This is a genomic window from Mangrovimonas sp. DI 80 (assembly GCF_001975575.1).
In the GTDB taxonomy this organism is placed as follows: Bacteria; Bacteroidota; Bacteroidia; order Flavobacteriales; family Flavobacteriaceae; genus Mangrovimonas_A; species Mangrovimonas_A xylaniphaga.
Window position 1 is genome coordinate 291331 of record NZ_MSDT01000004.1, and the last position, 12819, is coordinate 304149.

Consider the following 12819-nt stretch of genomic DNA (forward strand, 5'->3'; position numbering starts at 1 on the left):
TGAAAAATTGAACGTTTTCCATATCAAAAAAGAAAAAAGAATTAATGAACAACTTAGACTACGGTATCATAGGGAACTGCAGAAGTGCTGCATTGGTTTCTAAAACAGGAGCTATAGAATGGTGTTGCCTTCCGGAATTCGATTCCTCTTCGGTATTCGCGAAATTATTGGATGAAAGTATTGGGGGAAGTTTCGAGATTTTGGTGGATGAATCCTATACAATTACCCAAAAATATATTGAGAATACTACAATTTTGGTAACCGCCTTTAGTAGTGGCAATGATGTATTTGAAGTGCATGATTTTATGCCACGTTATTACAAAGCTCACGGAGGCTATCAGTCGCCACCGGAAATCATTAGGTACATTCAATATATTTCGGGGAAACCAACGTTTAGAGTGCTGTACAATCCCAAATTGGAATATGCCAAAGGTGTCACCGAAATGTACATTAAGGAACATTTTATTGTGAGTTTAACTTATGGAGATAAGTTTGACACCCTGTTTCTATATTCCAATTTTGATAAGGAAAAGATCGTCAACGGAGAGCCAATAGAGCTTACAGAAGATGGCTATTTTTTGGTGGGATATAATGAAAAGGTATTTGAAACTACGGTAGAGAGTATGTATTTGGAACATCAGCGCACCAAAGTATATTGGTTGAATTGGATGGACCGGACTCCAAAATACAAACGTTACCAAAAGGAAATTTCTAGAAGCGCCTTAACCTTGAAATTGCTGACCTATGACAAAACGGGGGCTGTATTGGCGGCTGCTACTACGTCTTTACCAGAAACTATAGGAGAAGTGCGTAATTGGGATTATAGGTTCTGTTGGATTAGGGACGCTTCTATGGTTATAAAAGTAGTGTCGAAGTTGGGCCATAAAAATATTGCCAAGCGGTATTTGAAGTTCATTATGGATTTGATTCCAGATAAGGATGAGAAGCTACAGATCATGTACGGCATCAATAAGGAGAAAATGCTCACGGAAGTTACTTTGGGGCATTTAAGCGGATATAAAAATTCCACTCCGGTACGTGTGGGTAATGCAGCTTATAAGCAGAAACAGAATGATATTTACGGGATCTTGATGGATGTGATTCACCAACAGTTTGTCAATTTTTCTATGGATATAGAGCATACCGAAGAGATTTGGACCATTACTAAAGGAATTGTTTGGGTGGTGAACCGTCACTGGAAAGAAGCCGATAAGGGGATTTGGGAATTTAGGGCAGAAGACAGGCATTTTACTTTTTCCAAAGTGCTGTGTTGGGTGGCCGTAGACAAGGCCATCAAGGTGGCTGAGTTATTGAACAAACAGAACAAAGTCACCAAATGGAAAAAGATAGCTTCAGAAATTAAACAGGACATCATGGATAAGGCTTGGAGTGAAGAAGCCAAGGCTTTTACACAGTCTTATGGTTCTCACGATCTAGATGCGTCCGTGTTGTTAATGGAGCCTTATGGTTTTATTGACGCAAGGGACCCGAAATACATCAGTACTGTAAATGCTATTGAGCGCGATTTGAGTAATGATGGGTTGCTGTATCGCTATAAAAACATGGACGATTTTGGCTTACCATCGTCCTCTTTTACCATTTGTACGTTTTGGTTCATTAATAGTCTGTATAAAATAGGAGAGGTGCAAAAAGCAAAACAATGGTTTGATAGATTATTGTCCTACAGTAACCATTTAGGATTGTTCAGTGAGGATATCGATTTTAAAACCAAACGTTTGTTGGGTAATTTCCCTCAGGCCTATTCGCATTTAGCCTTGATAGAAACCGCCATCAACTTGTCCAATGTCACCGATTATGAGCGCGTGTTGGATAAGATGCGTTAAGCCTTAGTTGGATTTTTTATAATTGAATTTCACAGTTTCCACTTCACCAGATTTGTTGTGGATATCAACATAGACATTCATTTCGGTGTCGCTAATTTTTTCAAAGGTCATCCCTTCAAAAACAACTTTTGTAGGGGTGATTTCTTTTAAGGGGAAATCTACCGTTTCGTCCTTTTCTTCCCAGCCAGTTAAGTCAGTTTTAAAATGTTTTAGTTGAAGAATCAGGGTGTTATTGACTTCACGGATGATTTCGATTTCATAAAAAGTGACTTTACCATCGTTGATAAGTTTAAAAGTAGCCATCATAGAGCCTCCCGAAGGTTCGCTCCAGTTTTCTTCAGTTTGTCCTCCAAAGGCTTCGCCTTTCCAGTTGCCAGTAATCCATGCAATATTATCTAGTTTGGGTTCGAGAAGTGTGGTAGTATTTTCTGCTACAACCGCCAGCTTTGTACCGTCTGGACTAATCGCCATTCTGGTAATGTTGTGAAGGTTTGACTCTTTTAAATTTGCAATTTGAACCCATTCTTTTCCTTGTTTAGGATTTAGGTGATAGATGTTGTCATCTTTCGCCATTAGGATGCTCCCATCTTCTAACCAAACAAGATCTTCAATTTCGGGAAGAGTTTGGGCAATAAGAGAGGATTTGTTTGTTTTTGGATTAAACGAACGGATTTCCCATTGTGGAGTTTCTTTGGAAACGTAACTTATTAAATTGGAGTTGGGAATGTTGAGTAGGGAGCGCCCAATATTCCTTTGGATTCTATCTGCTTTGTGATGGTTTAGGTTGTATTCCACCAACGAAAGCATATCTGGCTCTAAAATGGCCAAAAAAAGCGTGTTTTTATCCTGCCATACGTGATAGCCAATCAGTAAATTATCTATAAGAACTTCCGAGGAGTCATCATTCAAACTGTAGCTGTATAATTTTTGGCTGCTATCCAATCCTAAATTGATTGCAGAAACAGCTTTTTTACCAGGGATTTTAATGGGGGAGTATTCACTGCCTTCGGTGTTACAAAGCCAAGTTGTCTCACCTGTTTTCAAATTGTATTGGGCTATATCGGTTTGACCATTTCTAGTGGAAGAAAAGACTAAGGTGTAGTTATCTAGAAACGACGGTTGGTTGTCATAACCTTCTTTGTTGGAAATATTTTTGATATTGGAAAGTTCCAATTTACCCGAGGACTGGTCAAGATCAAACAGAAATACATCGGTGTTGGGTTGGGCTATAATGTTCAGACTGAAACAAACTATAAATGCAATTAAAAATGGTTTCATATTTTATATCTTGAAATTTTAAAGATAGGTAAATTAAAAAAGCCAATTCAAATTAATGAATTGGCTTTTCTGCTTCTGTAAACTTAAAATTTTGAATTAGTCAGAACATATTTAGAAGCAGTATTTATTTTCGGCAGTTACCTTTTCGGCAATACTATTGCGTAACGCAACAATGTCTGGGTAGTTTGCGTATTTGGTGAAACGTTTCAGTCCCATCAACATCATGCGTTGCTCATCTCCTTGTGCAAATGAAATAATACCTTCACGTCCATTTTGCTCTATCGTGGTTACGGCGTGGTACAAATACAGTTTAGCCATGGCAATTTGTGAAGCTTGGGCTTCTTCACCAAAGCGCTTGGCATTTTTCTCAGCTCTTAAAATAGCCGATTCCGCCATGTAGATTTCAATCAAAATATCAGAGGCTGCCAACAGCAATTGTTGATGTGCTTCCAAGTCTGGCCCAAATTTTTGAACTGCAGCTCCAGCAACCATCAAGAACACCTTTTTCAGTTTGGCAATCATAGCCTTTTCTTCTGAAAGCAATTCTGAATAATCTGGTGTGTCAAACGAAGGAATGCCCATAAGTTCCTCTTGAACCTTCATGGCAGGACCTAATAAGTCTACATGGCCTTTCATGGCTTTTTTAATCAGCATACCCACCGATAACATTCGGTTAATCTCGTTGGTTCCTTCATAAATACGGGCAATACGGGCATCTCTCCAAGCAGCTTCCATTGGCGTGTCTTTAGAGAATCCCATACCTCCGAAAATTTGGATCCCTTCATCGGCACAGTTTTGCACATCTTCCGATACGGAAACCTTCAAAATAGAACATTCTATGGCATATTCCTCGACACCTTTAAGCTCGGCTTCTTGGTGGGAATTTCCGGCTTCCATTCTTAGGGCAATGCGATCCTCAATATTTTTAGCTGCTCTATAACAGGCCGATTCGCCTACATAGGCATTTGTGGCCATTTCAGCTATTTTCAATTTAATAGCGCCAAAATTAGCAATAGGCGTTTTGAACTGTTTACGCTCGGTGGCATATTGTACTGCAGTGGTGGTAATGCGTCGCTGTGAATCCAAACAAGCGGCAGCCAATTTAATACGACCAATGTTTAAGGCATTCATGGCGATTTTAAAACCTTCCCCACGTCCAGCAAGCATATTTTCTACAGGCACTACCGTATCACTAAAAAACACTTGACGTGTAGAAGAAGCGTGGATGCCCAATTTGTGCTCTTCTTCCCCTAGGGAAATTCCATTATTAGGGTCGTTTTCAACAATAAATCCGGTAATGTATTTGTCGTCCTCTATACGTGCAAATACAATGAACATATTACAGAACCCCGCATTGGAGATCCACATTTTTTGTCCGTTGATCTTATAGCTTTTCCCGTCCTCTGAAAGTTGAGCCGTCGTTTTTCCTGAATTGGCATCACTACCAGCCCCAGGTTCCGTAAGGGCATAGGCGCCAAACCATTCCCCTGTAGCCAACCTAGGAACATATTTTTGTTTTTGTTCTTCGGTTCCATAAAGCGTGATAGGCATAGTACCTATCCCAGTATGAGCTCCAAAAGCCGTACTGAAAGATCCCGTTCCACTGGAAATATAATCGCAAGTTAGCATGGTAGAGACAAAGCCCATACCAAGTCCACCATATTCTTCGGGAACTGCCACCCCTAAAAAGCCAAGTTCTCCAGCTTTTTTCATTACCTCTTCGGTTAGGGCGTAATCCTTGGCCTCAAAACGAGGTTTGTTGGGGATGATTTCACGGTCGTTGAATTCCATAACCGCTTCCTTCATCATTAGTTGTTCCTCTGAAAAATCTTCCGGAGTAAACACGTCGTCACAGTTGGTTTCCTTAACCAAAAACTGACCACCTCTTAAAATATCTTTTTCTGTAGTTTCCATATGTTTAAAGATTTTAGTAGTTAGTATTGAGTATTGAGGCTAAGCTTCTCACTACTCACATCTCATATCTCAATTCTAATTTAAAAATTCAAAAATTCCACAGGCACCTTGCCCTGTTCCCACACACATGGTTACAGCACCGTACTTGCCTTTCATATCACGTTTGCGCATTTCGTCAAACAATTGCACGGAAAGTTTGGCTCCTGTACATCCTAGTGGGTGTCCAAGTGCAATGGCTCCACCATTGACATTGACGATGCTTGGGTTCAATTCCAGTTCGCGGATTACGGCTATGGATTGGGATGCGAATGCTTCATTAAGCTCAATAAGGCTGAGGTCTTCTTGTTTTAGACCTGCTTGTTTCAGAGCTTTTGGAATGGCTTTTACTGGCCCAATTCCCATTATACGAGGTTCGACACCCGCAGCGGCATAATTGACCAAGCGGGCAATAGGCTCCAAGTTGAGTTCTTTTACCAAATCTTCACTCATTACCATTACAAAAGCAGCGCCATCACTCATTTGTGAAGAGTTTCCTGCAGTCACGCTACCATCGGCAGCAAATACAGGTCTTAACCTAGATAAAGCGTCTAGATTGGTGTCCTTTCTTGGTCCTTCATCTTTGGTAACAGTATAGGTTTTTGAGGCCTTTTTGCCATTTTCATCGATATAAACCTGTTCTACATTAATGGGGACAATTTGATCCTGAAAGCGGTCTTCTGCCTGCGCTTTTAAGGCTTTCATATGGGAGTTAAAGGCAAATTCGTCCTGATCTGTTCTGGAGACTTTAAACTGCTTTGCAACGGCTTCTGCCGTTAATCCCATACCCCAATAGTAGTCTTCATGCCCTGCTTTGGCGGCAGCATAATCCGGCACTGGTTTGTAGCCACCCATAGGGATGTAGCTCATGCTTTCGGCTCCACCGGCAATAATACAATCGGCCATGCCTGCTTGTATTTTTGCCGTGGCAATACCGATGGTTTCTATTCCGGAGGCACAATAACGGTTGACAGTCACACCCGGTACGTCTTCAATTTTCAATCCCATGAGGGAAATCAAGCGACCCATATTAAGACCTTGCTCGGCCTCTGGCATGGCGTTTCCAACAATGACATCGTCAATACGGGTTTTGTCAAATTCAGGGAGTTGGTCCATCATGTACTGTATGGTTTCCGCAGCCAATTCGTCCGGCCTTTTAAAACGGAACACTCCTTTAGGGGCTTTCCCTACAGCGGTTCTATATCCTTTTACTATATATGCGGTTTTCATATTTTTAGTATTGAGTATTGAGATTTTAGTATTAAGATTCAGAGCTTTTGCTGAAACGAATAATTCATTTTTTGAATTTCAATACATAACTCAATAAGGGGTTGTACGTTATTCTTGTTGAGTAAATTTAATTCTGATATTAAAAGTAATTGTGTCTGCAATTCATATGTTGAACCGTTCGCAATACTTAAGAAGTGTTTAAATTCATTATTGGAATTTCTTCCTGCACCTTCAGCGATATTTGAAGGAATAGAAATAGCACTTCGCTTTATTTGAGATGTCAATCCAAATTTTTCGTCAGTAGGCATATCCAAGCAAAGCATGTAAGTGGCTTTGGACAATTCCATTGCTTTCTGCCAAATTTTTAATTCTTGAATGTTATGCATGTCTAACTACTTAATTCTAATGTCTCAATACTGAGCAATTAATTGCGCAATGGTTTTCCTGTTTTTAGCATATGTTGAATGCGTTCTAACGTTTTACGTTCGGTACAAAGACTTAGGAAGGCTTCACGTTCTAGATCCAATAAATATTGTTCGCTAACCAATGACGCTTCTGATAAATCACCTCCTGCCATCACATAGGCTAGTTTTGTCGCAATCTTTTTGTCGTGTTCCGAAATATAATGACCAGCCTGCATGGAGTCAATTCCTACCAAGAACATACCTAAAGCTTGTTTTCCTAGCACCTTCACATCATTGCGTTTGATAGGTTGGGTGTAACCTTGATCCGCCATAAGTCGGGCGTAGGCTTTAGCGGTGGCAATTTGTCGGTCTTTATTGACCACGACCACATCTTTACCTTTTTGGAGCACGCCAAAATCAAAGGCTTCATAGGCAGAAGTAGATACTTTTGCCATACCAATAGCCATGAAATATTCTTGTAGGACATTCAATTCCACATCATTTTTTCTGAAGGTATCCGAAGCTCTCAAAGTCATTTCCTTGGAACCACCACCACCAGGGATGACACCTACCCCAAATTCCACAAGTCCCATATACGTCTCGGCAGCAGCTACCACTTTATCGGCATGAAGTGACAGCTCACAGCCACCACCCAAAGTCATGCCGTGAGGGGCTGAAATGGTTGGAATGGAAGAATAGCGCATACGCATCATGGTATCCTGAAAATACTTGATGGCCATATTCAATTCGTCGTATTCCTGTTCTACTGCCATCATAAAAATCATACCAATGTTGGCACCTACAGAGAAATTAGCTCCTTGGTTACCAATCACCAAGCCATCAAAATCTTTTTCAGCTAGATCAATGGCTTTGTTGATTCCTGCCAACACATCACCACCTATGGTGTTCATTTTGCTTTGGAATTCACAGTTCAATATTCCATCACCCAAATCTTCAATCACCACGCCTGAGTTTTTAAAGACTTCATTTGATTTTCGGATGTTATCTAAAATGATAAAGGCATCCTGTCCAGGAACTTTAAGTTGGGTTTTGGAAGGGATATCGTAACAATAGGTGGCGCCATCTTTTACTGTGTAGAAAGAAGTACTTCCAGAGGAAAGCATGTCGCTAACCCAAGGTGCAGGTTCCAATCCTTCTTGTTGCATCAATTCAATACCCTTGGCAAGGCCTATGGCATCCCAAATTTGAAACGGACCATGTTCCCAACCAAAGCCGGCCTTCATGGCGTCATCTATTTTATAAAGTTCCTTGGTGATTTCGGGGATTCTATGGGATACGTAGGCAAACATGGCCGCAAAGTTCTTTCTGTAGAATTCACCTGCCTTATCTTTACCAGATACCAGAATGGGGAAGCGGTCAATAACTTTATCAACCGTTTTGGTAAGTTCTAAAGTGGCAAATTTTGCCGATTTTTTAGAACGGTATTCCAAAGTGTCCAAGTCCAAGGAAAGGATTTCACTTGAGCCATCATCGGCTTTTACTTTTTTGTAGAACCCTTGGCCTGTTTTGCTTCCCAACCATTTGTTTTCCATCATGGTGTTAATAAAGCCTGGAAGTTTGAATAGCTCATGGGCTTCATCATTTGGGCAATTCTCGTAAAGACCATTGGCTACATGTACTAAGGTATCCAAGCCAACCACATCTACCGTACGGAAGGTGGCCGATTTAGGTCTTCCAATAACAGGTCCGGTAAGTTTATCAACTTCTTCAATCGTCAAACCGAGTGCCTTAACTTGGTGGAACAAACTCATGATTCCAAAAATCCCGATTCGGTTACCTATAAAGGCCGGCGTATCTTTAGCAACTACCGAAGTTTTTCCTAGGTATTGTTCGCCATAACCATTTAGGAATTCCAAGACTTCAGGCGAAGTTTTTGGTCCAGGAATGATTTCGAACAATTTTAAATAGCGCGCTGGATTGAAGAAGTGTGTTCCGCAAAAGTGTTTTTGGAAGTCTTCACTTCGGCCTTCACTCATAAAATGAATAGGAATCCCAGAGGTATTGGACGTAATTAAGGTTCCAGGAGTTCTGTGTTTTTCAAGGTTTTCAAAAACCGATTTTTTAATGTCCAAACGTTCTACAACCACTTCAATTATCCAATCGACATTGGCCACTTTGGCAATGTCATCCTCAAGATTTCCAGTTTGGATGCGGTTTGCAAAACTTTGGTGATATATAGGGGATGGCTTCGATTTTAGGGCCGCCTTTAAGGCATCGTTTACCAAACGGTTGCGCACGACAGCATCGTTTAGTGTGAGGCCTTTAGTTTTTTCGATGTCGTTAAGTTCTCTGGGCACGATGTCCAAAAGCAGGACTTCAACGCCAATATTGGCGAAGTGGCAAGCAATGCCGCTTCCCATAATTCCAGAGCCGATAACGGCCACTTTTTTTATGATACGTTTGCTCATTTTAAATTATGATCTTTCGTTTTGGTTAAATATTTTTTTATTGGAAATTAAGTCGTTGATCGTTTCGGCCACTTCATAGAAATGGGCCATTTTTTCTGGAGAGACATGTTTTTTTACCGCCTCATTGAAGGTGAGTACACGATCTTTGGACAGTTCTCTTTTTTCTTTCCCGAAGGGGGTAAGGTGAATCAACACCCCACGACCATCGTCGGGGTTAGGTTTTCGTTCTATGAGTCCACGAGTTTCCATGGTTTTTAAAATGCGTGACAAACTAGTGGCCTCCATACCCATTTTTGGGCCCAATGAGGTAGATGGTGTTCCTTTTTCTGGGTCGATGCTTAATAGGGTAAAACCTGTGGCCATAGTTGTCTCAAATTTTGCAGCTTCATCATTATACATTTTGTTTACTGCCAACCAAGTGGTTCTCAGGACATAGTCTATGGTTTTGTCTTTCATGAATAGTGTTTCGTTCTCTCAAATATAATAATTATTTATTATGCATGCATAATAAATAAAAAAATTAACATAAAAAAACACCTTGTGGTGAGGTGTCTTTAATTGTAAGAAATTAATTATAGATTTTATCGTATAAGTCTTTGTAAATGCCCTTGATAACATCCCGTTTCATTTTAAGAGTAGGGGTGAGTTGTCCGCCACTAATGGACCAAACATCAGGAGTGAGTTCAAAACGTTTTATTTGTTCCCATTTACCAAATTGCTGGTTACATTGGTCAACCACTTTTTGAATGCGATCAATCACGTCTTGGTTGCTGCAGATTTCTGTGTTGGTAGTACCAATAGATTTGTGTTTACGTCTGGCCCATTCCTTCACAAAATCAAAGTTTAATTGAATTAAGGCAGCTGGCATTTTTTCGCCTTCACCAATAACCATTACTTGTTCTACAAAACGGGATTGTTTCAATTCATTCTCCAAAAGAGTGGGGATGACGTATTTCCCTCCTGAGGTCTTGAACATTTCTTTTTTACGTCCAGTAATTTTCAGGAAGCCTTCTGCATCAATTTCACCTTTATCTCCCGTATGGAAATGGTCACCGGTCATTACAGAGGCCGTTTTTTCGGGATCTTTATAGTAGCCCATCATAACATTTGGACCTTTGACAAGAATCTCTCCGTCTTCAGCAATTTTTACCTCTACATTTTCAATTGGTTTACCCACGGTTCCAATTTTAAACATATGGCCTTCATATTTTCCAACGGCAATAACAGGAGAAGTTTCGGTAAGGCCATACCCTTCCATAACCTGTAGGCCTGCTGCACAAAATATACGTGCCAATCTTGGTTGCAAAGGTGCACTACCAGATACCATGGTATCAAGTTCACCGCCTAGGGCTTCTTTCCATTTACTGAAAATAAGTTTTCGGGCAATGCCTAACTTAAATTCGTACCAAGCACCATTTTTTTCGTAAGGTTCCCATTGTTCTCCCAGTTCAATAGCCCAATAAAAGAGCTTTTGTTTGATACCAGACAATTCTTGACCCTTGGCATAGATTTTATCATACACTTTTTCCAAAAGTCTTGGCACTACACTCATTAAATGAGGTTTTACTTCTTTCATATTGTCGCTCATCTTTTCAATACTTTCCGCATAATAAATGCTGGCTCCCATATATTGGTAGATATATATCAAGACACGCTCAAAAATGTGGCAAATAGGTAAAAAGCTGAGCACTCTGGTCCCTTTACCGGATATTGGCAAACGAGGAATGGAGTCTAGGGCATTGCTCACAATATTATGGTGCGAAAGCATGACGCCTTTAGGTCTCCCAGTAGTACCGGAAGTATAGATTATGGTTGCCAAGTCATTAGGTTGGACCGCCTTTTTTCGTTCCTCAACTTCAGCTTGGTTGCTATCGTCCTCACCTAATTTCAATAACTCGGAATAGTGTTTACAGCCCTTAATTCGGTTAAAGGAGTAGACTTTTTTTACCTTGGTGTTATGCTTAATAGTATTGACCTTGTCCAAAACCTCTTCATCGGACACAAAGCAATAGATGGCTTCACTATGGTTCAATACATATTCATAATCTTCTGGGGAAATGGTAGGATATATGGGGATGTTTTGTGCTCCCACTTGTAGCACACCAATATCCATAATGTTCCATTCGGTTCTATTGTTGGAGGAAATAACCGCAATCTTGTCATTTTTTTGCACTCCCAAGCGAATTAGGGCTCTACTTATTGCATTGGCCTTATCTAAATAATCCTTAGTAGACGTGGCCTCCCATGTACCGTCATATTTGGTAATGAGGGCATCCTCAAGATTGTATTGTTCCAATTGGTAATATGGAAAATCAAAAAGTCGTGTTATTTCTGTCATTTAATGTTTAAGAAAATTGAAGTGTCGCAAAATAAAAAATAAATGCAGATTTTCAAATTGAACCTTTTGCACTGCTTTATTTTTGAATTTTACAATAATTAAGCTATTTATTTTCAAACTTAATAAAAATCTCAACATCTTGGCTGATTCCTTAAGAATTGTTTAGTAGAAATAATGAGTAAGCCTAAGTTCTGGTCAGGCAAGGAAGGCAATGTTTTTGTTAATTGAGTTATGCATGATATTATCTTGTTTAAAGGGAACAACAATATCAATATTAAAATCAGGTAGGAAAGGGGCATTATTCAATAACTGGTCTCATCCAAGGTCACTTTCCCTCTAAATGTTCTATAGACAAATAAGGTATATCCCAACACCAAAGGAGTTCCAATGGCTACAATGGTGAGCATAATTTGCATGGATTTGGTAGAGGATGCCGCATTGTAAATATCTATATGGTATTTGTCGTCTATGGAGGACATCAACAAATTAGGGTATAATTCAATGGCCACCAAAACCAAAGACAGTGCAATGGTCAACGACGAAAAAAAGAAGGCTAGTTTATATCGCTTTTTTGAGGCTAACCTAGGTAGGTTGGCAATGCTTAAAAACACCATTAAAGGCACCACGAACAAACTGGGATTACTTTTGAAATCATCAGAAAGATGAGGTATGTAAATAAGGGTGTATAAAGTGGTAATGCCAAAACAAACCATAAAAAATATCATCCCTTTTTTTAGGAGTTTTGTGAGCTGCTCAAACATCTTGCCTTCCGTTTTTAATAATAGATAAATGGCTCCATGTGCCATAAACAATGACAAAGTTGTTAGTCCGGTCATGATGGCATAGGGATTCAAAAATTCCAAAAGGCCATCTCCTTGATATAGATAATCTTCTCCTATTTGAATGCCCTGAAGTACATTGCCCAAAACCACTCCCAATAAAAAAGCCAACATAATACTGGAAATACTATAACAGGTATCCCAAAGGGTTTTCCACCATTTCATAGGTTCTTTTCCTCTAAATTCAATGGCAATAGCCCTAAAAATGATAAACACTAAAAAGAGCATAAATGGAATGTAGAGCGACGAGAAAAAGGTCGCGTACATTAATGGGAAGCCAGCAAAAAGGGCACCGCCGCCAATGACCAGCCAAACTTCGTTGCCGTCCCAAACAGGTCCAACGGCATTGAGAGCCACTCTTCGGTCCAATTCTTTTTTGAAGAAAAGATGCCAAGCCCCCGCACCAAAATCGAAACCGTCCAAAATAGCATACCCAGAAAACAAGCCTCCTACAACCAAAAACCACCAAGTGGGATAATCTATGCCTAAAAATGTGTCCATATTGTT

9 protein-coding genes are annotated in these 12819 nt (G+C 40.0%); 1 reads left to right on the top strand and 8 read right to left on the bottom strand.

Features of this window, described 5'->3' with window-relative positions; all coding sequences use genetic code 11:
- The first annotated feature begins 44 nt into the window (after positions 1-44).
- Positions 45-1844 carry a glycoside hydrolase family 15 protein gene (locus BKM32_RS09155; protein WP_076663536.1) on the top strand — a complete coding sequence of 600 codons (1800 nt, stop codon included), beginning with the start codon at positions 45-47 and terminating at the stop codon, positions 1842-1844.
- 3 nt (positions 1845-1847) lie between these two features.
- Here the strand turns inward: BKM32_RS09155 and BKM32_RS16370 are convergent, their stop codons facing one another.
- From BKM32_RS16370 to cydB, 8 genes are all read right to left on the bottom strand, one after another.
- A complete protein-coding gene (locus BKM32_RS16370; RefSeq protein WP_123812092.1) occupies positions 1848-3122 on the bottom strand; it encodes a DUF6265 family protein in 1275 nt (424 codons plus the stop codon).
- A gap of 111 nt (positions 3123-3233) precedes the next feature.
- Positions 3234-5036: an acyl-CoA dehydrogenase family protein gene (locus BKM32_RS09165; protein WP_076663537.1), complete on the bottom strand. Its 1803-nt coding sequence runs from the start codon at positions 5034-5036 to the stop codon at positions 3234-3236.
- Between the two features lie 75 nt (positions 5037-5111).
- On the bottom strand, positions 5112-6302 hold the full coding sequence (locus tag BKM32_RS09170; RefSeq protein WP_076663538.1) for an acetyl-CoA C-acyltransferase: 1191 nt from the start codon (positions 6300-6302) through the stop codon (positions 5112-5114).
- Positions 6303-6340: 38 nt separating this feature from the next.
- A complete protein-coding gene (locus BKM32_RS09175) occupies positions 6341-6688 on the bottom strand; it encodes a four helix bundle protein (RefSeq protein WP_076663539.1) in 348 nt (115 codons plus the stop codon).
- A 38-nt stretch (positions 6689-6726) separates the two neighbouring features.
- A complete protein-coding gene (locus BKM32_RS09180) occupies positions 6727-9135 on the bottom strand; it encodes a 3-hydroxyacyl-CoA dehydrogenase/enoyl-CoA hydratase family protein (RefSeq protein WP_076663540.1) in 2409 nt (802 codons plus the stop codon).
- Between the two features lie 6 nt (positions 9136-9141).
- On the bottom strand, positions 9142-9591 hold the full coding sequence (locus BKM32_RS09185; RefSeq protein ID WP_076663541.1) for a MarR family winged helix-turn-helix transcriptional regulator: 450 nt from the start codon (positions 9589-9591) through the stop codon (positions 9142-9144).
- A gap of 112 nt (positions 9592-9703) precedes the next feature.
- Complete coding sequence (locus BKM32_RS09190) at positions 9704-11473, bottom strand: long-chain fatty acid--CoA ligase (RefSeq protein WP_076663542.1); 1770 nt, start codon at positions 11471-11473, stop codon at positions 9704-9706.
- Between the two features lie 302 nt (positions 11474-11775).
- Complete coding sequence (gene cydB / locus BKM32_RS09195) at positions 11776-12813, bottom strand: cytochrome d ubiquinol oxidase subunit II (protein ID WP_076663543.1); 1038 nt, start codon at positions 12811-12813, stop codon at positions 11776-11778.
- Between the last annotated feature and the right edge of the window lie 6 nt (positions 12814-12819).